The organism is Bradyrhizobium sp. 482_C4_N1_8 (assembly GCF_052075965.1).
In the GTDB taxonomy this organism is placed as follows: domain Bacteria; phylum Pseudomonadota; class Alphaproteobacteria; order Rhizobiales; family Xanthobacteraceae; genus Bradyrhizobium; species Bradyrhizobium barranii.
In genome coordinates this window covers 2,800,627-2,820,514 of sequence record NZ_CP197231.1, presented here as the reverse complement: position 1 = coordinate 2,820,514, position 19,888 = coordinate 2,800,627, and the positions used below count along the sequence as shown (strand labels likewise).

The window sequence follows — 19,888 nt, the reverse complement described above, 5'->3', positions numbered from 1 at the left end:
GATGACCAGCCGCGCCAACATTGCCTGCCTCGGGGCCGGCCGCATGGGGCGCGGCATCGCCGTCGCGTTCGCCTACGCAGGGCATATGGTCACGATGATCGACATCAAGGGCCGTTCCGCGGAAGATTTCGCCAAGCTGGAGGCGGACGCGCTCGACGAAGTCAGGAAGACCTTTGCCAGCCTGTCGAAGCTGGGACTGCTGAACGAGGCAGATGTCGATCCGCTTATCGCACGGGTCTCGGTGGTGCCAGCCAGCCGAAGCGGCGTAGCGCTGTCCGGCGCCGGAATGGTTTTCGAGGGCGTTCCTGAGGTCGTCGAGCTCAAGCGCGAGGTGCTGGGGGCGGCTTCAAAACAAGTCGGCCCGGATACGATCATCGCTTCGACCACGTCGACCATCCTCGTCGACGATCTCGCTGGGGCGATCGTGAACCCTCGGCGCTTCCTCAATGTGCACTGGCTCAATCCGGCCTATCTGATCCCGCTGGTCGAGATTTCGCCCGGCAAAGCCACCGATCCCGCCATCATCGATGAGGTCAAAGCGCTGCTCGAAGCCATCGGAAAGGTCCCCGTGGTCTGCGCGGCGACGCCCGGCTTCATCGTCCCGCGCATCCAGGCGCTGGCGATGAACGAGGCCGCACGCATGGTCGAGGAAGGCGTCGCCAGCGCCGAGGAGATCGACAAAGCGATCCGTTACGGCTTTGGCTTCCGCTATGCCGTGCTCGGACTGCTCGAGTTCATCGACTGGGGCGGCGGCGACATCTTGTACTACGCCAGCCGGTACCTCGAAGGCGCGCTCGGAAGCGACCGCTATCGCGCGCCGGACGTCATTTCCCGCAATATGCAAGAAGGCCGGATCGGCTTGCGAACGGGTGCCGGCTTCCTCGATTATTCAGGCATGGACGTCGATGCCTATCGCGTGAAGCGGCTTCAGGCCATGGTCGACCTGCTCCGGCATTTCGGCCTGGCGCGCCCACCGGTCCTCGACCGCAGCTAGCCGAAGACGTCCTGCAGCACGCCTTCACGAACGACCGCGACGCCGTCGAGTTCGATCGTCGTTCCCATCATCGGCAAATCAAAGTGGCCCGCCGTGTAGCGGCCGGCAAATTCGTTCGCGCCGGTCGAGAACAGGAAATTGCCGGAGACGGCACGAATTTCAGTGCCGTTGGTGTCGCGCTGGTCATACATCGAGAGGGCTTCGTAGCGGGCCCCCGGGTTCATGCCGAAGCCGACATGCGAGACCGCATAGGCCTCGCGATCGCCCCACGCTGCGAGATAGGCACGCATCATCGCCGCATCCGTGCCCTCGCCCTCCAGCTCGACGACGTAATCGTCCTTCAGCGTCATTTTCACCGGGGACGCCAGGTAGCGCTTGAAGGTCAAATTGATGTCACCGGGCGCCATCACCAACGTCCCGTTGATCGTTCCGCTCTTGGGAAAGCTAACCACAATGCCACCGGGCCAGTGCGCCAACGTGCCCGGCTTGTCGGTCCAGCCCCACACGCCGACCGTGGACGCACCGACCATGTCAACGTCGAGCGCCGTGCCGGCTTTCGATGTCACGCGCATCCGCTTCGTCCCACGCAACAACTTCGCCGCCGCGCGAACGCGTTTCTCGAGTGCGGGATCCGGCACCATCCGCTCCAGCGCTTCCGGGTGTTCGTTGGAGATCACCAATATCCGCGCACCGGCCTTGAGGATATCCGGCGTCTCCACCGCGTGCATCAGACCCTCGATGGTGCAATCCACCACAAAGCCGGCCTGCTGGAGTGCGGTGATGACCGGACCAAGCCGCTGGATTGCCTCGCTTGCGCCGGTCGAGCGAACCGGCACGATATTCCGGTTACGCGGCGTCGGCATCACCACATGAAACGGCCGCGCGCCCATCCGCAGCAGGGCGAGCTCCGCCAAATGAACGTTCAGCGCACGCGATTGGGTTTCCGAGAGGATCGCCGCGGTATCGCCGGCCTTGACGGCGCAGCGCTCAAAGATCTCGCAAAACGCGTCGATCCATTTTGCCTCGATGCGATCCGCCAGCATGGTTCACTCCCGGTCTTCTGGTTTCTTCTGTTCAGTCAGATCACGCTTCGGGGAAGCCCCGCAAGAGATACGATCGCAGGGCGCCCAGCAAGCCGTTCAGGATCAACCCCAGCAGCGAAATCGTGATCAGCGGTACGAACATATCGACGGCCTGAAAGGTTCGGGCCGCCGTCACCAGCACATGCCCCAACCCGTCCGTCGACGTGATCATCTCGGCCAGAAACACCACGATGCAGGAAATGACAAGGCCGATCCGGCAGCCAGTCAGGATCGACGGCATCGCTGCCGGTAAGACCACCTTGAACAAGATTTCATAGCGCGGCGTTCCCGCTGCCATCGCCGACCAGATCAGCTTCTGCTCGACGGCTGACGCGCCGTAATAGGTGGACAGCAAAATGGGAAAAAGCGCATCCGCAGCCACCAGCGTAATCTTCGATCCGTGACCGAAGCCGAGCAGAAGCAGCAGCGCCGGATAGAGTGCGACTTTAGGCAACGGCGCCAATACGCGCACGATTGGCCGAACCACGGCATTGATCGCTGGATTGGCGGCCGCGGCGATGCCGATACTTACACCGAGCACGACCGCAATGGCAAAGCCGGCAAACAGCCGAATCAGGGTCGCCGCGATCTCCTGCTGAAACGTCCACGTCACGAGTTGCTGGAGCAACCTGCTGAAGACGTATCCCGGGGGCGGCAGCAAGACCGCAGGCGCAAAGCCGAACGATACGAGGCCTTGCCAAACCGCGATCACCAGCACAATCGGCGCGAGCCCGAGAACGACGTTTGCTGAGGGAAGACGCGATGTCATGAGAAGCTCAGCGGCATGTCGAACTGAGGCTCGGACCAGCGCACCAGCCGTGCGCGGACCCGCTCGAAAATCGCATCGAGGCAAATTCCCATCGCCCCCACGATGATGATCATCGCGAAGACGGTGTCGTATTGGCCCATGTCCAGTGCATTGAACAGAATGTTGCCGGCGCCGGACTGGCGGGCGATCATCTCGCTGGTGATCATCGTGATCAACGCCAGCACGAGACCTGTGCGACATCCGGTCAGGATCTCCGGCAGCGCCGCGGGCAGCACGATCCGCACCAGCCGTTGCAGCGGCGAAAGTCCCATCGCGGCGCCCGACCACAGCATCTTCTCTTCGACGGCCTGGGCGCCCTCAAAGCTGTGATAGATCACGGGAAGGCTGACGCCGAGGAAGATCACCAGCGTCTTCGTGATGTCGCCGACGCCCAGCCAAAGCATGATGATCGGCATCAGCGCCGCTTTCGGCACCGGATAGATCACCATCAGAAGCGGGTTGAAGAAGGCCGCGACGGCGCGGCTACGCCCCATCAACAGACCCAACGGGATCGAAACGAGCACGGCTACACTGAACCCGATCGCCATGCGGCGAAGCGAGGCCAGGATATTGATCAGCGACTCCTTGTCGCCAAGGATGTCCGGGATCGCGCGGATCGCCTCGATCGCCGTCGGAAAGCTGTCGTTCTTCAGCGCGAGCGACGCGACCTGCCACACTGCCAGCAGCCCGATACAAGCGAACACCGGGGCGGCGCGTCTGGAGGCTGCAGCCAGCGATGTCATGACGGCGATCCAGTCTCGTCGACCTCGTCGAACATGCGCTCGATGTCGACGACGTATTTCTGGTAGCGCGGATCGAGCAACAGCTCGTTGCGGCGACGCGGCCGGGGTAGATTGATGTCGATCACCTGCCGAATGCGGCCGGGAGATTTCGACATCATCACGACCTTGTCCGACAGGAAGACGGCCTCGTCGACCGAATGGGTCACGAACAGCACCGTCTTGCGGTCACGCTCCCAGATGTTCAGGAGATCATTCTGGAGGCGTGTACGGGTGTGCGCGTCGAGCGCGCCGAACGGCTCGTCCATCAGCAGAACTTCAGGGTGGTAAGCCAATGTCCGGGCCAGCGCGACGCGCTGCTTCATGCCACCCGAGAGCTCCTTGGGATAAAAGTTCTCATAGCCTTTGAGGCCGACCATCTCGATCAAGGCCCGGCTCTGTGCTCCGGCCTCGGTGGCAGGCACACCTTGCTGGCGCGGGCCATACATCACATTGCCCAACACGGTCTTCCAGGGAAACAGAGCGAACTCTTGAAACACTGGTCCGCGATCCGGACCCGGCCCCGTGATCGTCTGTCCCTTCATCCTCGCCACGCCGCTGGTCGGGTTGACGAAGCCGCCGACGATATAAAGAAGTGTCGACTTGCCGCAGCCGGACGGACCAAGGATGGAGACGAAGGCTCCTTCCCCGATCGTCAGCGAGATGTCCGATAGCGCCAAATGATCCTTACGCGCCGAGGTCTGAAAAACCTGGGAGACGCGGTCGATCTCGATGATCGCAGAAGCCGGCCTTTGTGACGTCACCGGATTCACCCATTCGCTCGATCTCGAAGGCACTACCCTCATTCCGTCTCTCGCTTGACTCACGCGCGAACGTCACGCAACCGATCCGCTGATGTCCTCCATCAGCTGATCGAGCTTAGCAAGAAACTTGCCAGACAGGCGGTCATTCTCGCACGGAAGCGGCGCGTCATTCGAACCAAGGCCATTCTGCAGGGCCCTCATGTGTGACGGCCCCGCCCGGCGCCTGTCCGACCAGCCGCGCATACTTTGCGAGCGCACCTGCACGGTGACGGGGCGGCCTCGGCTTCCAATCGCGTCGGCGCGCCGTGAGTTCCTGGTCGTCGACCAGCATATCCATCCGCCGGTTTGCGGCATCGATCCGGATCCTGTCGCCGTCGCGAACAAGCGCCAACGGACCGCCGACGAACGCTTCGGGGGACACGTAGCCGATGCACATGCCGCGAGTAGCGCCGGAGAACCGCCCATCGGTGATCAGGGCCACCTTCTCGCCCATACCCTGGCCGTAGATCAGCGCGGTAACGCCAAGCATCTCGCGCATGCCCGGGCCGCCGACTGGCCCTTCATTGCGGATCACCAGCACCTCGCCCGCCGTGTAGGCGCGGTCACGGACCGCTTTGACACATGCCTCCTCATCTTCGAAGACGCGCGCAACGCCCTCGAAGTGCTGACTCTTCAAACCTGCGACCTTGATCACCGCACCGTCTGGACAGAGATTGCCCTTCAGAACCGCCACGCCACCATCAGGCATGATCGGCGCACGAGACGCGTAAACGACTTCACCATCGGGAGCATTGGCCGCGCCATATTCTTCGGCGAGCGTGCGCCCGGTGACGGACAAGCAACTCCCATCGATGTGCCCGCTCTGGATCAACTCGCGGATCACGACGGCCGCGCCGCCGATGTCGTAGACATCCTTCGCAGTGTACTTGCCGCCCGGCCGCAAGTTTCCAATCAGCGGCGTCCTGGCAAAGACCTTGCCGACGTCATCGATCGTGAATGCGATCCCGGCCTCATTCGCGATCGCCGGCAGATGCAGCGCAGCGTTGGTCGAGCCGCCCGTGGCGGCAACAATCGCCGCACCGTTCTCGAGGGATTTGCGAGTCACGAGGTCGCGCGGCAGCGGGCCACCACGTTCCAGCATCTCCATCACAAGCCGCCCGGCGCGGCGCGAGATCTGTGCACGTTCGGCATAGACACCGGGCACCATCGAGACGTTGGGAATGGTCAGCCCCATCGCCTCCGACACCATCCCCATCGTGTTCGCGGTAAATTGGCCAGCGCACGCGCCAATGGTCGGCAGGCAGGCGCGCTCGATCCGTTCGAGCGTGGCGCCGTCGATCTCTCCGGTCATGAAGCTGCCGACAGCTTCATAGGAGTCGAGCACCGTGAGAGTCCGCCCGTCCACCCGGCCCGGCAACGAGCTGCCGCCATAGATGAAAATGGACGGTACGTTGCAACGAACCATGCCCATCATCACGCCGGGAAGCGTCTTGTCGCATCCGCCGTACCCGATCAGCGCGTCATAGGCGAGACCATGAACGACGGCTTCGATCGAATCGGCAATCAGCTCGCGTGAAAAGAGAGAAAACTTCATTCCCTCGTGATTCATGCTGATGCCGTCGGAGACCGACACGGTGGAGAATTCGCGCGGCGTGCCGCCCGCCTCCTCGATTCCCGTCTTGGCCGCGGCCACCTGGAAGTCGTGGGTCATATTGCAGGGCGTCTGCTCGCCCTTCATGCTGACGACGCCCACCATCGGCTTGGCGATCGCGGCGTCGTCGAGCCCCATTGCGCGCATGAAAGCGCGGTGCGGAGCCCGGTCGAGGCCGTCAGTCGTGACCCGTGATCGCAACTTCTTCATGCGCGCATCTTCTTCATGCAACGTCCGGGATGATCCGGGACGCCGCGCCCCCTCGTTCGGACAATTCGCCCGTCGCCTATTCCAGCGGCGCGACGATCGTCGCGTGCTTGAACTGCATGGCATCCAGCTTCGGCAGCATTCCGGTCTCCGCGTAGATGTCCAGCATCTTCTGGATCGCGGGGAAGTTCGGCGCCGCACCCGGATCGCGGCCGAAATCGTTGTCCTTGAGCAGATAGGTCTCGAGGACCGGAATAGGCGCCTTCAGAACCTCATTCACGACCTTTAGCGTCTCTTCGCGGTTGGCCAGCGCTTTCTTCATACCTGAGGTAATGTCACGCACGTAGGCCTTCACCAAGTCGGGGTTCTTGTCGACGAAATCAGCGCGGCAGGCTTCCAGGATGTGCACGATGTTCGGCATCGCCTGCGACAATGAGAACAGCTTTCTTGTGCCACCCTTCGCCTCCGCACGTGCGGCAAAGGGCTGGTTCATGTTGACCGCGTCGACACGGCCCTGGCGCAGCGCATCTTCGGAGACGGCAAAGCCGACCTCAACCAGCTTGATGTCCTTGGCCGGATCGACGCCATTCTGCTTGAGCAACAGGTTGAAGGGGCCTTGCGTGCCGCCGCCGATCACGGAAATGCCGACCGTCTTGCCCTTGAGATCGGCGATCGTCTTGATCGGCGAGTCATCCATTACCGCCCAATAGACCGAAAAACCGCCGGGCTTCTCGAAGACGTGCTGCGCCACGATGTAGGCCTTGAGATTGCCGCCGACCACACCGTTGGCCAGCGAGAGCGGCGCTTGCGTCGCGCAATCCAGCGCGCCGGCCGCCAATGCCTGCGTCATCGGCGCGGTGCCCTGAAATTGGGTCCATTCGATGTTGTAGGCCTTGCCGATATTGGGAAACTCGGCCGGCCTGCGCATCATCCAGTACTTGGATTCCTCGGCCGGGATGGTCCAGCCGACGCGAATGGTCTGCTGTGCCCATGACGGGCCTGCCCCCGCGCTCGCAGCCGCGGCCGCTCCCAAAGCCAGGATCCACTTCGAAACGGTTCGCATCGTGCCCACTCCGCTGCTCCGGCGCCGACCGGCGCCGCCCAACCCGACCACTCAAATGTTTCATGGTTCAAACAATCAGGCAAGCCATGCGAGCCGGACGGTTTCGCTGTCCGACCTGCAATGTATGGTAAGGCGGCGTTTGCGTTGCGACAGAAGGAGGCAACCTATGGCTGATGCGAGCAAGACAAACCCGCAGGGCGTCGAGAGGCTCGGCTATCTCGGCCTTGGACTGATGGGAACGCCGATGACCCGGCGCCTGCTCAAAGCCGGCCATCAAGTCGCTGTCTGGAATCGTTCGGAGGGCAAGGTCGCTCCGCTCGTCGCGGCCGGCGCCAGGCGCGCAGCCACGTCCCGCGACATGTTGGCGAACGCGGATATCGTCTTTATGTGCGTAACCGATGCCGCCGCCGTCGAAGACGTGATTTTCGGCCCCGACGGTCTTGCAGCGGCTTCCGGCGCAGGCAAGCTCGTCGTTGACTTCTCGTCAATCCATCCCGACGCCGCGCGCGATCTTGCAGCGCGGCTGAAAGACGCGAATGGCGCAGGCTGGATAGATGCGCCGGTGTCCGGCGGCACCAAGGGCGCAGAGGAAGGCACGCTCGCCATCATGGCCGGCGGAGAAGCTGCTGACATCGAGCGGGCACGGCCCTACGTGCTGCACATGGCACGCAGGTTCACCCACATGGGCCCGATCGGGGCTGGCCAAACCACAAAACTCTGCAACCAGGTGATCGTCGGATGCGCGATGGCCGTTCTGGCGGAAGCCACGCGCCTTGCCTCGAATGCAGGGATTGACGCAGGCCGGCTGCCCGAGGCGCTCGCCGGCGGCTTTGCGGATTCCATCCCGCTTCAGCTCTTCGTGCCGCGCATGGTCCAGGGCATCCACTCGCCGCCGCTTGGCCATATCGCGACAATGCTCAAGGATCTCGACACGGTCGCCGATGTCGCCCGGGCGACGTCAACGCCGGTGCCGATGGCGACCCTCGCGGGACAGATATTCAGGCTGGCCAAGGCTGCACGCGGCGCCGACGCGGACGCTTTGGAAATCTACAAACTCTCGGCCACAGACCGCTGAGCCGACGAGCGTCCTTGAATCGCCTTATGGCGACTTCTTGCGTTCATCATCAGCCAGGAACCGGCCATACCCCCCGCGCGCAAACAGCAGGGGCTCCTTGGCACTGTAGGCATAGGCCTCGACCGCGCCGAGAAAGATCACGTGGTCACCGCCATAATAGCGATTGACCGATCGGCATTGAAAGTTGGCGACACTCTCGGCAAGGACCGGCGCGTTCCCGAGGCCCGGGGTCCAGTCGACCCCGGCGAACTTGTCTTCGGACGATTTTGCAAATTTGTTCGCAAGCGTTTGCTGCGACGTGCCGAGTATGTGAACGGCGAAATGGCTGGCGTTCTGAAACACGGGGAGGCTTGAGGAATAGAATCCGAGGCTCCAGAGGACCAGAGGGGGATTTAGGGAGACTGACGCGAACGAATTGCAGGTGATGCCATAGGGCTTTCCATCAGCGGCCATGGCCGTGATGATCGTTACGCCCGTTCCGTATGTGCCAAGCGCGTTGCGAAAATCGCGAGGATCGATCGGCGAACTGTCGCTGGCGAGTTCATTGGCTGGATCGGAAATGGCCGGCTGCTTCGGCAGATCATTCATCGGCCGGCCTCACAGCGTGAGATTCTCGGACGGCAGGCCCAGAGCCACCCGTCCGTAATTGGTTCCGGCCGCATCGAAGTTGAACGCAAGATGCGAGTTGATCGCGTGCGCATCGCGGAACTGCCGCTGCAACACGCCCGTCGTGAACAGACCGCGCGCTCCGCTCGCCGCAAACAGCATCGAGACCGCGTCGGTGCATAGATTCACCGAAAATGCGCCATCGCGACGATATCTGGTCTTGATCGCCATATCAGGAATACGGCCGCGCCTTGCATCTTCCATTGCATTGACGCAGGCCGAACGCATGATCAGGCGCGCAGCGTCGATCTTGGCCGAAGCCTCCGCGATCTTGATCTGAGTGCTTTGAAAGTCGCTGAGCTTGGCGCGGTTGTAGGTTGAAATGCGATGACGTGCGACCTCCGCATAATCGTCGAGGCATACTTGAGCGTTCCCCAGCGCGACGCCGGAGAGGACGTAAGGAAATAGCGAGAACACAGGTAGCGCATACAGCGGATTGGGATTGACCGTGCTTCCCGGCGTCGGGCCACCGGCAAGATCGCCAACCGCTACCGTCATATAGTCGGCCACGAAAACGTCCCTGACTTCGACATCGCAGGAGCCGGTACCGCGCAGTCCCGTGACATTCCAGGTGTCGAGCACCTTGTAGTCGACTTTCGGCAGCAGGAAGATTCGGTACTCGATCCCGTCTGCTTCGTCGTCGGAATAGACAACGCTTGCAAGCATGTTCCATTCGCAGGAGGCAACGCCCGAGGAGAACGGCCAGCTCCCGTGCAACCTGTAACCGCCCTCGACCCTCGTGGCGCGACCGGCTGGAAAAATGAACGAGGACGCAATCAGCGCGTCGGGATCACGGCCCCAGACCACATCCTGCGCCTTCTGCTCGAACATGCCGAGCATCCAGTGATGGCTCGCCAGGTTAGCGAGATTCCACGCCACTGACGCATCCGCCATTCCCAGCAGTTCGGCGCAGTCGACAAGGGCGACATAGTCAAGCTCGGCACCGCCGATGCGCTTCGGCTGCAGCATGCGGAACAGGCCAGCGTCGTGGAGATCCTTCTCGGTTTCCGTCGGAAGATGCCGCAGCTCCTCCGTGCGGGCAGCCCGCTCTCGCAGCCGCGGCACGAGCGCCCGGGTCCTCGCGATCATTGCCGCATAGGCGCGTTCGCCGGCTTCCTGCCCCGTCGGCTGGCCCATGCTCGGCCCTTGACCAGGCGCCATTCGTGTCCCTCGCTTTCACATAGTTATGCGGCGGGAACTTCGCCAAATCAAGCTGGGCAGGGTTAACGTTGCGTGGTCGCCCTGCATCCCGGCTGTCCGCAGGAATGCGATGTCACGTACACCGTCTTCTCAAAGCAGCTTTCCGCGAACTTTGCGGTGCCTGGCTCCGCGGACCTGACCGCTCAGGCTTGGCCTGAGGTCGATGGCTTGTCTGATCCAAAGACGCCCTTCTGAGTGAACTCCGAAATCCGGCGCTCGTCGTAACCGAGCGTATCACGCAGGACGTCTTCGGTATGCTCGCCTAACAGGGGCGCAGCGACGGGATCAATCGCTCCCGTCAGGCTCATATTGATCGGAGGTTCGATATTGGGGACCCACTCTGCAGTACGGTGCGGAATCCTGTTCAGGCGATGGCGCTCGCGGGCCTCGGGCGCATTGAACCCCTCCTCGACCGTTCGGAGATAGCCGACCGGGATATTGGCCAGCTTCATCTTCGCTATCCAGTTCTCGAGGGTATCGCTCGCAAAGACCTCTGCGATGGCTGCCCGCAGGAGCTCCTTGTTCTCAGAGCGCGCTTTGCGCGACGCGAACTGCGGATCAGTGATCAAATCGGGCCGGTTCAGCACCTCGACCACCAGCCGGCGATAGAGCCGGTCGTTGGCGCAGGCCATGTAAAGCGGCCCATCGGAAGCTTCATAGACACCAACAGTGGGGGACCCGTTCGGCGAATTGCCGAACCGGCCAGGGTTTTCGCCGTTGATCAGATAGGCCATGCCGTAGAAGCCGGTCATGCCCATGGCGACGTCGAACAGGGCGACCTCGACATGCTGCCCACGGCCGAGCCGATCGCGCGCCAACAGCGCCAGCAGGATGGCGTTGCAGGCGGACATCCCCGTCGCCATGTCCACGATCGGCGGGCCGGTACGAACCGCAGGCCCATCGGCGAACCCATTGAGGGACATGAAGCCGCTTTCCGCCTGCGTGATGGGATCGAAGCCGGGCCGCGCGGCAAATGGTCCTGAGCGTCCGTAAGCCGAGATCGAGCAATAGACCAGCCGCGGGTTGAGCGGCGCGACCGCCTCGTAGTCGAGGCCGAACTTCTTCATGACCCCGCTCGAAAAATTCTCCACGACTACATCCGCCTTCCGGATCAGGTCCAGTGCGATCTCGCGAGCCTGCGGCATGGTCAGGTCGAGCGCGATGCCGCGCTTGTTGCGGTTCAGGCTCAGATAGGCGGCGCTTTCTCCGCCGATTTCGGCGTGTTCGTAGGCCCGCGTATCGTCGCCACCATCCGGATTCTCGATCTTGATGACGCGTGCACCGAAATCGGCAAGCGTCTGCGTGCAGGCCGGCCCCGCCACGACCCGCGTAAAATCGACGACCAACAGACCGTCGAGCGCGGTAGGCGCGCCCGTCGCCCGCGACGAACGTTCCGGTAATTGAGGCTTGGTGGGCATCGACGGCGCTCCCTTACATCGGCTTATGGTTGCCGAATTTCCTGCAAGAGCAAACTTAAAGCCCGGCACCACCAACTTCGCAAGTGCTTCACCCGCATCGCTTCAATACGCAAAAAGGGCCCGTCAGCCATCAAGCCGCCGGGCCCCCGAACATCTTGGGAGTGCGAGCCACACTGTGTCTCGCATTGGCCATCCTACGCCGAGAAAAGTACGTTCCGCATTACGGGAAACCCTGCTCAGCGAAGCCACTTCCGCCAATAGAGCGTGTGCGCCGAGGCCTCGGGCACCTCTGGCTCGAAGAGCCGATAGCCCGCCTGGATGAAGTTGTCCGTCGTATTCAAGACAATGACATCCCTTTCGATACGCAGCCCCCTGAAGTCCCCGCTCCCAATGCCGTCGCAGCACGCCGACCCTCGAGAAGTAGCGCCGTTTCGAATGTGCGTCGACGGTATGACGCCGGCAAATGCGACCGCCTCATCGCCATGTTAGGCAAGCCACCACGCTCCCAACTCGAATTGCGGCATGGCCGCCGTGTCGAAGAACGTCGACCGATGCAGATCAGCCAACGTCTCGACGAGGTCGTCATCGGATGCATCAACGATGCGAATTTTGTACGGCCCGTTTGCGGGAAATAGCGTGCGTGCAAGTGCAGCGATGTCGGCACCGTGGGAGCTCACTTGCCCAGCACGACCCTAACGCCTAGCAAAACGGCCCCCATCAGTCCGGTCGCGATCACCGTGATAACGGCCTTGAAGGTGTAGCTCTGCGCCTGCTCCACGCTCTTTCGCCACCTCCGCACGTGTTGGAGATCAGCCCTTAGCTCCTTCCGGTCGTCATGTTCGATTCCGAAGGAAGTTAGCACCGATGCGACGGCCTTCAGTACGAAGGCATCGATGCTCTCCTGTTGCACCCTGTGTTGCTCGGCCAGTGTCTCAGCCACGATCGCCCTGATTTCATCATCTGGTTGATGATCCTTGCAACGTTCTCGAAACCACGCTTGGCGAAGTAGAAGGATACAATCAGTCTCGGTCAGCATCCGCGCCTTAGACGTCTTCCGTCGCGCGGGCGGGCGGGCCGGCTCGCTCGCGAACTCCCTTTCGATCTCATCGCTCAAGAAAACGTCTCCCACAACACGATTGCAACCAAGCCCGCGAGTGCGAGCGATATCAGTTAGGCGGTCATCGTCTCTCCACGAAAAAGAAAAAAGTGGCAGATCGCGTGACCAAGCGCGATCGTTTCGGGCGCGAACCCTATGTCCGTGAGCCCCGAGACCGCAGCGGCGCGAGCAACGGACCCGGCGCCGCGCCGGTCGGCGTTCCTTGAACGTGGTCTAGCGAGTGCGTGGCCGGATGCGCGGCCACCGTCCGATCTCAAAATCGAGACGAAAAACCCGCGGCGGGTGCTTCCAGCGCGGGTGACCAAACTCGTCTCGATGATGTCATTGGCCAGTGTTTCGACATGTCAAACATCCCTCGTTCGACCACACCGTGCCGGAACTAACCCGAAGAGCGTCGCGTTCATTCCTTTAGTCAAAGGAACGTGCATGCGATGAGCCACACTGTACTGGTTGTTGACGACGATCCCGGCGTCCTCGACGTCATCGTGGGCATGTTGGAAGATCTCGGCTGCGAGGTGACAAGCGCCGAAAGCGGCCCGGATGCGCTCGATCAGCTCGGGCAGAACGAGAACATCTCCATCCTTATCACGGACATCAATATGCCGGGCATGGATGGTCACGAACTGGCCGAACTGGCGAAGCGGCTACGCCCGGGATTGAAAATCCTGCAATTATCGGGGCGCGAGCCGCGGCGCGGAGGCCTGCCAATGATCCGGAAGCCGTTTTCGTTCGAGGAGCTCGCCGACACCATGCGGCGAACCACCGGCGTTTGCTGAACGCAGAGCCCAAAAGAAAACCCGCGGCGGGGGCTCCCGCGCGGGTCGAACCAAACTCATGTCGATGATGCCATTCTGCCGGTGTTTTGCCCGACGTGTCAACGCGGCGAACGCGGAAGAAGGAGCCCTCCCTCCCACTTTGATATGTGGTGCGCAAGAGACTTGCTTCAAGCCCCCCGCCCTGCCGTAGAACCCCCGACCCAATGAACATCCAAAGCAGGGGGTCCACATGCCTGTATTGCTTCCGTCGTCCCGGCCGCGCGGCCGTTCCGAGCGGGCCGGCGCCAGCCGCGCGAGTCACCATGCCGTGGTGATCGCCGGCGGCGGCCCGACCGGTTTGATGCTGGCCGCCGAGCTGGCGCTCGCCGAGGTCGACGTCGCCGTGGTCGAGCGGCGCCCGGATCAGGAGCTCGTCGGTACGCGGGCCGGCGGATTGCACGCGCGTACCATCGAGATCCTCGATCAGCGCGGCGTCGCGGAGCGCTTCCTGCGCGAGGGGCAAGTCACCCAGCTCGCAGGCTTCGCCTGGACCAGGCTCGACATCGGCGATCTCCCCACCCGGCACGCTTATGGCCTCGCGCTGCGGCAGAGCCACATCGAGCGCATCATGGCCGACTGGGTCGAGGAGCTCGCGGTGCCGATCTATCGAAACTCCGAGGTGACGGGCTTCGTTCAGGACGCGACCGGCATCGACGTTGCGCTCTCCGGCGGCAAGACATTGCGCGCAAACTATCTCGTCGGCTGCGACGGCGGTCGCAGCCTGGTGCGCAAGCGGGCCGGCATCGATTTCGCCGGCTCCGATCCAACGCTCAGCAATCTCATGGCCGAAGTCGAGATGCGGGACGAGCCGGTATGGGGCCTCCGCCACGACGCCATCGGCTTTCATGGCCTCAGCAAAGCGGAGAGCGGTCGCGTGCTGGTCGTCGTGACGGAAGCGACGCTCGACCGCACCGGCGAACCCGGACTGCGCGATCTCAGCGATGCGCTCGTCGCAGTATTCGGCACCGACTTCGGGGTCCAAAACCCCGCCTGGATCTCCCGCTTCACCGATGCGGCGCGGCAGGCCGTGTCCTATCGCCGGGAGCGCGTGCTGCTCGCCGGCGATGCCGCGCATATCCATCACTCCGTCGGCGGGCAAGGCCTCAACACCGGCGTGCAGGACGCGGTCAATCTCGGCTGGAAGCTGGCGCAGGTGGTCAGGGGCATTGCGCCCGACGGCCTGCTCGACACCTACCACGCCGAACGTCATCCTGTAGCCGCGCGCGTCTTGCGTAACACGATGGCGCAAATCGCCATGCTCCGCCGCGGCGAGGCCGGCCTCAGGGCCGCGCGCGATGTGGTGTCCGACCTGCTCGCCATGGAGGAACCGCGCAAACGTTTTGGCGCGATGATGAGCGGGCTCGATATCCGCTATGATCTCGGCGAGGGACACGAACTGCTCGGGCGCCGGATGCCCGATCTCGACCTGATCGTCGACGGCTATCCACAGAGATTGTTCACGCTGCTGCACGGAGCGCAGGCGCTGCTGATCAATTTCGGCAAGTCCGGCGGCTTCGACATAGTATCCAGGGCTGATCGCATCAGAGTCATCAACGCCAGCCACGACGGCGCGTGGGAGCTCCCCGCCATCGGGCAGGTCGCCGCGCCCGAAGCGGTGCTGGTTCGGCCAGACGGGCACGTGGCGTGGGTCGGAGATGAAAGCCAGCGAGGACTTGAGGACGCGCTGATCATCTGGTTTGGATCGGCTGCCGCGGCGTAGCGCATGAGCGCCTCACCTAGAAACAAAAAGAGCCCGCGGCATTCCGCAGGCTTGATCGTAAGCGTCGTTCCGCTCCCACCTTTTCGGGGCAGATGGGATAGGCGAGTTTCACGATCTCTTTGAAGGGATCGGTTTGTGTCTATGTTTGACCATACGCTTAAGTCGGATGTAACGGCGCGCCGGCTGGAAGTGATCACGGAGACGGGACGACGTCGTTGGTTCTCCAAGGACGACAAGGCCCGGATTGTCGAGGAGACGCTGGTACCAGGCGCGGTCGTTTCCGAGATTGCCCGGCGACACGGGCTGACCCCACAACAAGTGTTCACTTGGCGCCGGCAAGCGCGCCGGGAGCCGGCGCCGATGGCTAACGATCCGCAGTTTGTACCTGCGGTGGTAGACGCCATGGCGCCGGTCGCGGTTGCGGGCCGTGAGCGCAAGACAGCGCGACGGAAGGCCAAGCCGGATGTTGGGGGCATCGAGATCGAAGCCGAAGGCGTCACTATCCGGGTCGGCCAAGGCGCGGACGTGGCGATGATTGCGGCCATCGTCCATGCGTTGAAGGCAAGCCGGTGATCGGCCCGTCCGGCACTGTCCGGGTGATGGTGGCAACCAAGCCAGTCGACTTCCGCAAGGGAATGGAAGGGCTTGCTATGTTGGTACGCGAGCACATGAAGGCCGATCCGTTCTCGGGTGCTGTTTATGTCTTCCGTGCCAAGCGCGCGGACCGGATCAAGCTGATCTTCTGGGATGGTACGGGTTTGTGCCTGTTCGCCAAGCGGCTCGAGGAAGGCGTCTTCCGCTGGCCGAAGATCGAGGATGGCGTGATGCGTTTGTCAGCGGCAGAATTGTCGGCGCTGCTCGAAGGGCTCGATTGGCGGCGTGTCCACGCGGCACGGGAGACGGTCGTCCCGACGCAAGCCGGATAATTGTGGGCCGCGCTGCGGCGAAGTGAATCAGAGGCATCGAGTACGTCGTCAGGCGGGCGCGAATATGCTCTGATTTGCCCGTGAGCGATAACCTTCCTGATGATCCCGAGACGCTGAAGGCGATGCTGCTTGCCGAGCGGCACGAGAGCGAGCGGCTGCGCCAGATCATCAAGGAATTGCAGCGTCATCGCTTTGGCCGGAGGGCGGAGTCGCTTCCTGAGGAACAGATGCTGCTGGGCCTCGAGGACGTCGAGCAGGTCGCGGCCTCTGCCGAGGCCGGTCAGGACGAGACCGCCCCGGAAGGTCGGGCGGAACGGGCGCGCAAGCGCCGCGTCAACCGCGGGGCACTGCCGGCGCATCTGCCGCGGATCGAGGTCGTCGTCGACATCGACGACAAGACCTGCCCCTGCTGCCAGGGCGAACTGCATTGGATCGGTGAAGACAAGAGCGAGCGGCTGGACATGGTGCCGGCGCCGTTCCGCGTTGTCGTTACCCGGCGTCCCAAATACGCCTGTCGTGCCTGCGAGGATGGTGTCGTGCAGGCCGAGGCTCCGGCCCGGCTGATCGAGGGCGGCCTGCCGACCGAGGCCACGGTCGCCCAGGTTCTGGTGTCCAAATATGCCGATCATCTGCCGCTCTACCGGCAGGCCCAGATCTATGCCCGCCAGGGCATCGCTCTCGATCGATCGACGCTGGCGGACTGGGTTGAGCATGCCGCCTTCCACCTGCGCTCGCTGCATGAGCGCCTTCTCACGATGCTTCGAGCGAGGTCCAAGCTGTTCGCCGACGAGACGACGGTGCCGGTGCTCGATCCCGGTCGAGGGCGCACCAAGACCGGCCAGCTCTGGGCCTATGCCGCCGACGACAGGCCCTGGGGCGGCCTCGATCCGCCGGCATCGCCTATGTCTATGCACCCGACCGCAAGGCCGAGCGGTTGTTCAGCCATCTTGCCGGCTACAAGGGCGTCCTGCAGGTCGATGGCTACACCGCCTATCCAAAGCTTGCCGAGCGCGGCGAGGTCGAGCTCGTCTTCTGCTGGGTGCACATGCGGCGCAACTTCTACGAACTCGCGACGGCGGGCCCCGCGCCGATCGCAAGCGAGGCGCTGAAGCACATTGCCGCATTCTACGCGATCGAGAAGGAGATCCGCGGCCGCAGCCCGGAGGAGCGCCGTCTCGTGCGTCAGCAGAAAAGCCGACCGCTGGCCGATGCATTCGAGGCTTGGCTACGCGCCAAGCTGGCTCTCATCAGCCAGAAGATCAAGCTCGCCGCCGCCATCCGCTACGCTCTCTCGCGCTGGCAGGGGCTGACGCGCTTCATCGATGACGGTCGCATCGAGCTCGACAACAATACGGTCGAACGATCGATCCGCGGCATCAAGCTCAGTCGCAAGAACGCGCTGTTTGCCGGATCCGACGGTGGTGCCGAACACTGGGCGGTCGTCGCGTCCCTGGTCGAGACCTGCAAGCTCAACGACGTCGATCCGCTTGCCTATCTCACCGACGTCCTGACCAGGATCGTCAGTGGTCATCCGAACCGCGACATCGACCAGCTATTGCCTTGGGCCTACCGCACTCAGTTCCTCAAAGCCGTGGCCTGATAACGACGCTTACGCTTGATCTACATCAAGTTTTTGGAACCCGTGGTTGATGCGGCTTCTACCAGTTGGTGCTCATGTATTCTGCTGCGAACGCAGCCAAAGCTCTTCGTCGAAATCGCCCGTCGCGCCGAAGCTTCCAAGAACGCTTAGCCACAGCCGCCGGCAACGTAGCCGAGGCCGAAAGCACCCCGACGTCATTACCGGCCGAAACGACAAAGCCCGCCGCGGAGGTCCGGGCGAGCGTAATTCGGCATTCAATGTGATCGTGCAGGTCATTTTGCATATTCCAGCGCTAGGCGTTTGCCTGGATCCCATCGCACTTCGTGTTGCACGAGCGTTCAGGACAAACGAAAAAGCCCCGGCGATGCCGGGGCTTTGACGTCTGAAGTTGAGTTCAGATCAGTACTTCGCGACAACCGGACCGGTCCAGTTGAAGCGGTAGACCAGCGAGGTCGAGATCGTCTGATTCCAGCTGTTGGCGCGGATGCTGTTGCCGACCGGAACATTGCCAGCGTCGAACAGCTCGTCCTGGGTCTTGGCGTTGTAGAAGGCCGAACGATATTCGGTCTTCATGAACCAGCCGGGCGAGCTGATGCCGAAGAAGTTCAGGCTGTTCTCGACGCCGCCACCGATGAACCAACCGTTGCGGTTGTAGCTGTTGAGGTGGGCACCGACGGGAACGCCGGCGAGGTCCGTGAAGTTGGTCTGGCCGAAGTGGGCGCCCGAGTAACCGCCGTTGACGTAGGTAAGAACGTTCGGGGCGGCCAGCCAGCCGAGGCGCACACCAGCGGCCCACGACGTCTCGAGCTTCTGGGAGCCCGTGATCTGATTGAGCGGATCCTGGATGGTGGCGCGGATGCTGCCGAACTGACCGTCAGCGAACACGCCAGCGACCCAGGTGCCGCTGAACTGCCAGTCGTAACCGGCGCCCACGGTGCCGAACCAGCCCGAGCCGCCCTGACGCTGGGTGATCGTCAGCGGCGTACCGGAAACCGTATCCACAACGCTCTGGTCAGCATTCGAGAGGCCGCCACCGCCACCGCCAAAAATGTAGAAGCCGGTCCAGTTGGCGACCGGCGCCGGCATCGGAGCGTTCACGTAAGGGCGGGCAGCCAGGTCAGCGGCCGAGGCCGAACCGGTCATCGCCACAACCGCGGCGAGAGCGAGCAAAGTCTTTTTCATTGTCGAAATTACCCCAAGTGGAAGCGTCGTCGATGTCTGTGAGGTAATCTAGACGTATTGGCCGATAATGCTGTAGCTGGAAGGCCACAGTGACGGACAAACGCTCTGGAAATGCTGGCTGGCAACGAAGAAGACATAGCCAATTTAGTCCGCGACAATCCAGCGGCTATCGCCATCTATCTATCTGATAACTTTGAAGAAAACGAGATACTGAAGGCTAAGACGGCGCTCAGCCTCGTCACGCGAGCTCATAACGTACAGATCCTGGCACGGGACGCGGGCCTTCGACGCGACACCCTCTATAGGACGTTTGGCGGTCGAATCGACCCGCAGCTCAGCCGGGTTCTTAGGCTGCTCGAAGCGCTGAACGTAAAGGCCCGGGTTACGCCTGCGTCCGGGATCGCCAGCCCGAGCGCGATCGCTACACGGCTCAGTCAAGCCTTCGCTTTCGACGATCCGACTGACACCATCCGGGAGCTGAGCACCGTCGTCAAATCGCAGAACGTCACCTCGCTCGCGCGCGAACTCGGCATTATGCGGACGACGGTTTACAAGACGTTCGGAGGAACCGTCGATCCGCAGCTAAGCCGGGTCCTAAGTCTCTTTGAGACTTTCCGGGTCAGGCTGGAGGTCGTGCCGTCGACTGAGCCCAAGGCCAGGCCACCCCGTCCGAAGCTTGGTCGACCGCGAAAGACCCTGGTCGAGCGGCCTTAGAGTTTCTCAAGTTGAGCCCCGTCCCGGCACCTATATGCGGCCTCGTACGGGAAACTCTTTCAAGCCAGAAAACCCGCTGGCCTCGCATGATGTGCAGGACCGCGTCC

At 62.7% G+C, this 19,888-nt stretch carries 19 protein-coding genes and 1 pseudogene; 9 read left to right on the top strand and 11 right to left on the bottom strand.

Going from position 1 to position 19,888, the window contains the following annotated elements:
- Position 1: 1 nt before the first annotated feature.
- The gene (locus AB7Z56_RS13125) at positions 2–994 is read left to right on the top strand and encodes a 3-hydroxybutyryl-CoA dehydrogenase (protein WP_071911830.1); all 993 of its coding nucleotides are present in this window, start codon (positions 2–4) and stop codon (positions 992–994) included.
- On the opposite strand, the gene AB7Z56_RS13120 is transcribed toward AB7Z56_RS13125, so the two are convergent.
- The 6 genes from AB7Z56_RS13120 to AB7Z56_RS13095 all read right to left on the bottom strand — a co-directional run bounded on the left by AB7Z56_RS13120 (position 991) and on the right by AB7Z56_RS13095 (position 7,348).
- A complete protein-coding gene (locus AB7Z56_RS13120) occupies positions 991–2,037 on the bottom strand; it encodes a peptidase M29 (protein WP_166100127.1) in 1,047 nt (348 codons plus the stop codon). The two genes, AB7Z56_RS13125 and AB7Z56_RS13120, sit on opposite strands and share 4 nt — an antisense overlap.
- A 40-nt stretch (positions 2,038–2,077) precedes the next feature.
- Positions 2,078–2,845, bottom strand: coding sequence for an ABC transporter permease (locus AB7Z56_RS13115; RefSeq protein WP_063982078.1), 768 nt, complete (start codon positions 2,843–2,845; stop codon positions 2,078–2,080).
- Positions 2,842–3,627, bottom strand: coding sequence for an ABC transporter permease (locus tag AB7Z56_RS13110; protein ID WP_071911826.1), 786 nt, complete (start codon positions 3,625–3,627; stop codon positions 2,842–2,844). The genes AB7Z56_RS13115 and AB7Z56_RS13110 overlap by 4 nt, the downstream gene beginning before the upstream one ends.
- The gene (locus AB7Z56_RS13105) at positions 3,624–4,469 is read right to left on the bottom strand and encodes an ABC transporter ATP-binding protein (RefSeq protein WP_063982076.1); all 846 of its coding nucleotides are present in this window, start codon (positions 4,467–4,469) and stop codon (positions 3,624–3,626) included. Before AB7Z56_RS13105 ends, AB7Z56_RS13110 begins: the two co-directional genes overlap by 4 nt.
- A 124-nt stretch (positions 4,470–4,593) precedes the next feature.
- Positions 4,594–6,288 (bottom strand): dihydroxy-acid dehydratase, encoded by a 1,695-nt coding sequence (gene ilvD, locus AB7Z56_RS13100; protein WP_166100142.1) that lies wholly within the window; start codon positions 6,286–6,288, stop codon positions 4,594–4,596.
- A 76-nt stretch (positions 6,289–6,364) separates the two neighbouring features.
- Positions 6,365–7,348: an ABC transporter substrate-binding protein gene (locus AB7Z56_RS13095; protein ID WP_038958560.1), complete on the bottom strand. Its 984-nt coding sequence runs from the start codon at positions 7,346–7,348 to the stop codon at positions 6,365–6,367.
- Positions 7,349–7,514: 166 nt separating this feature from the next.
- Here AB7Z56_RS13095 and AB7Z56_RS13090 point away from each other — a divergent pair, with 166 nt between their 5' ends.
- Complete coding sequence (locus AB7Z56_RS13090) at positions 7,515–8,423, top strand: NAD(P)-dependent oxidoreductase (protein ID WP_354132207.1); 909 nt, start codon at positions 7,515–7,517, stop codon at positions 8,421–8,423.
- A 24-nt stretch (positions 8,424–8,447) separates the two neighbouring features.
- Here AB7Z56_RS13090 and AB7Z56_RS13085 read toward each other — a convergent pair whose 3' ends face one another.
- From AB7Z56_RS13085 to AB7Z56_RS13070, 4 genes are all read right to left on the bottom strand, one after another.
- A complete protein-coding gene (locus tag AB7Z56_RS13085) occupies positions 8,448–9,011 on the bottom strand; it encodes a flavin reductase family protein (RefSeq protein WP_014493742.1) in 564 nt (187 codons plus the stop codon).
- Positions 9,012–9,020: 9 nt separating this feature from the next.
- Positions 9,021–10,250 carry an acyl-CoA dehydrogenase family protein gene (locus AB7Z56_RS13080; RefSeq protein ID WP_354132206.1) on the bottom strand — a complete coding sequence of 410 codons (1,230 nt, stop codon included), beginning with the start codon at positions 10,248–10,250 and terminating at the stop codon, positions 9,021–9,023.
- A 182-nt stretch (positions 10,251–10,432) separates the two neighbouring features.
- Positions 10,433–11,707, bottom strand: a complete 1,275-nt coding sequence (locus AB7Z56_RS13075; protein ID WP_063982071.1) for a CaiB/BaiF CoA transferase family protein — start codon at positions 11,705–11,707, stop codon at positions 10,433–10,435.
- A gap of 673 nt (positions 11,708–12,380) precedes the next feature.
- On the bottom strand, positions 12,381–12,722 hold the full coding sequence (locus AB7Z56_RS13070) for a hypothetical protein (protein ID WP_063986218.1): 342 nt from the start codon (positions 12,720–12,722) through the stop codon (positions 12,381–12,383).
- A gap of 533 nt (positions 12,723–13,255) precedes the next feature.
- Here AB7Z56_RS13070 and AB7Z56_RS13065 point away from each other — a divergent pair.
- The 6 genes and pseudogenes from AB7Z56_RS13065 (at position 13,256) to AB7Z56_RS13040 (ending at position 17,885) form a co-directional block, all read left to right on the top strand.
- The gene (locus AB7Z56_RS13065; protein WP_063982070.1) at positions 13,256–13,600 is read left to right on the top strand and encodes a response regulator; all 345 of its coding nucleotides are present in this window, start codon (positions 13,256–13,258) and stop codon (positions 13,598–13,600) included.
- Positions 13,601–13,829: 229 nt separating this feature from the next.
- On the top strand, positions 13,830–15,359 hold the full coding sequence (locus tag AB7Z56_RS13060; RefSeq protein ID WP_063982069.1) for an FAD-dependent monooxygenase: 1,530 nt from the start codon (positions 13,830–13,832) through the stop codon (positions 15,357–15,359).
- A 141-nt stretch (positions 15,360–15,500) separates the two neighbouring features.
- On the top strand, positions 15,501–15,932 hold the full coding sequence (tnpA, locus tag AB7Z56_RS13055) for an IS66-like element accessory protein TnpA (RefSeq protein WP_231145760.1): 432 nt from the start codon (positions 15,501–15,503) through the stop codon (positions 15,930–15,932).
- Positions 15,929–16,285 carry an IS66 family insertion sequence element accessory protein TnpB gene (gene tnpB, locus AB7Z56_RS13050; protein ID WP_063980520.1) on the top strand — a complete coding sequence of 119 codons (357 nt, stop codon included), beginning with the start codon at positions 15,929–15,931 and terminating at the stop codon, positions 16,283–16,285. The genes tnpA and tnpB overlap by 4 nt, the downstream gene beginning before the upstream one ends.
- 212 nt (positions 16,286–16,497) lie before the next feature.
- Positions 16,498–17,744, top strand: a pseudogene (gene tnpC / locus AB7Z56_RS13045) (IS66 family transposase); the annotation flags it as partial.
- The gene (locus AB7Z56_RS13040) at positions 17,736–17,885 is read left to right on the top strand and encodes a transposase domain-containing protein (RefSeq protein ID WP_354142353.1); all 150 of its coding nucleotides are present in this window, start codon (positions 17,736–17,738) and stop codon (positions 17,883–17,885) included. The pseudogene tnpC and the gene AB7Z56_RS13040, both read left to right, overlap by 9 nt.
- A gap of 399 nt (positions 17,886–18,284) precedes the next feature.
- On the opposite strand, the gene AB7Z56_RS13035 is transcribed toward AB7Z56_RS13040, so the two are convergent.
- Positions 18,285–19,067 carry an outer membrane protein gene (locus tag AB7Z56_RS13035; RefSeq protein WP_063982067.1) on the bottom strand — a complete coding sequence of 261 codons (783 nt, stop codon included), beginning with the start codon at positions 19,065–19,067 and terminating at the stop codon, positions 18,285–18,287.
- A 111-nt stretch (positions 19,068–19,178) separates the two neighbouring features.
- Between AB7Z56_RS13035 and AB7Z56_RS13030 the strand changes: the two genes are divergently transcribed.
- The gene (locus AB7Z56_RS13030) at positions 19,179–19,781 is read left to right on the top strand and encodes a helix-turn-helix domain-containing transcriptional regulator (protein ID WP_063982066.1); all 603 of its coding nucleotides are present in this window, start codon (positions 19,179–19,181) and stop codon (positions 19,779–19,781) included.
- Positions 19,782–19,888 lie beyond the last annotated feature (107 nt).

What these genes read in the sequence shown, in the direction of transcription:
- AB7Z56_RS13125 (WP_071911830.1), top strand. Translation starts at nt 2, where the DNA reads ATGACCAGCCGCGCCAACATTGCCTGCCTCGGGGCCGGCCGCATGGGG.
- AB7Z56_RS13120 (WP_166100127.1), bottom strand. Translation starts at nt 2,037, where the DNA reads ATGCTGGCGGATCGCATCGAGGCAAAATGGATCGACGCGTTTTGCGAG.
- AB7Z56_RS13115 (WP_063982078.1), bottom strand. Translation starts at nt 2,845, where the DNA reads ATGACATCGCGTCTTCCCTCAGCAAACGTCGTTCTCGGGCTCGCGCCG.
- AB7Z56_RS13110 (WP_071911826.1), bottom strand. Translation starts at nt 3,627, where the DNA reads ATGACATCGCTGGCTGCAGCCTCCAGACGCGCCGCCCCGGTGTTCGCT.
- AB7Z56_RS13105 (WP_063982076.1), bottom strand. Translation starts at nt 4,469, where the DNA reads ATGAGGGTAGTGCCTTCGAGATCGAGCGAATGGGTGAATCCGGTGACG.
- ilvD (WP_166100142.1), bottom strand. Translation starts at nt 6,288, where the DNA reads ATGAAGAAGTTGCGATCACGGGTCACGACTGACGGCCTCGACCGGGCT.
- AB7Z56_RS13095 (WP_038958560.1), bottom strand. Translation starts at nt 7,348, where the DNA reads ATGCGAACCGTTTCGAAGTGGATCCTGGCTTTGGGAGCGGCCGCGGCT.
- AB7Z56_RS13090 (WP_354132207.1), top strand. Translation starts at nt 7,515, where the DNA reads ATGGCTGATGCGAGCAAGACAAACCCGCAGGGCGTCGAGAGGCTCGGC.
- AB7Z56_RS13085 (WP_014493742.1), bottom strand. Translation starts at nt 9,011, where the DNA reads ATGAATGATCTGCCGAAGCAGCCGGCCATTTCCGATCCAGCCAATGAA.
- AB7Z56_RS13080 (WP_354132206.1), bottom strand. Translation starts at nt 10,250, where the DNA reads ATGGCGCCTGGTCAAGGGCCGAGCATGGGCCAGCCGACGGGGCAGGAA.
- AB7Z56_RS13075 (WP_063982071.1), bottom strand. Translation starts at nt 11,707, where the DNA reads ATGCCCACCAAGCCTCAATTACCGGAACGTTCGTCGCGGGCGACGGGC.
- AB7Z56_RS13065 (WP_063982070.1), top strand. Translation starts at nt 13,256, where the DNA reads ATGAGCCACACTGTACTGGTTGTTGACGACGATCCCGGCGTCCTCGAC.
- AB7Z56_RS13060 (WP_063982069.1), top strand. Translation starts at nt 13,830, where the DNA reads ATGCCTGTATTGCTTCCGTCGTCCCGGCCGCGCGGCCGTTCCGAGCGG.
- tnpA (WP_231145760.1), top strand. Translation starts at nt 15,501, where the DNA reads ATGTTTGACCATACGCTTAAGTCGGATGTAACGGCGCGCCGGCTGGAA.
- AB7Z56_RS13035 (WP_063982067.1), bottom strand. Translation starts at nt 19,067, where the DNA reads ATGAAAAAGACTTTGCTCGCTCTCGCCGCGGTTGTGGCGATGACCGGT.
- AB7Z56_RS13030 (WP_063982066.1), top strand. Translation starts at nt 19,179, where the DNA reads ATGCTGGCTGGCAACGAAGAAGACATAGCCAATTTAGTCCGCGACAAT.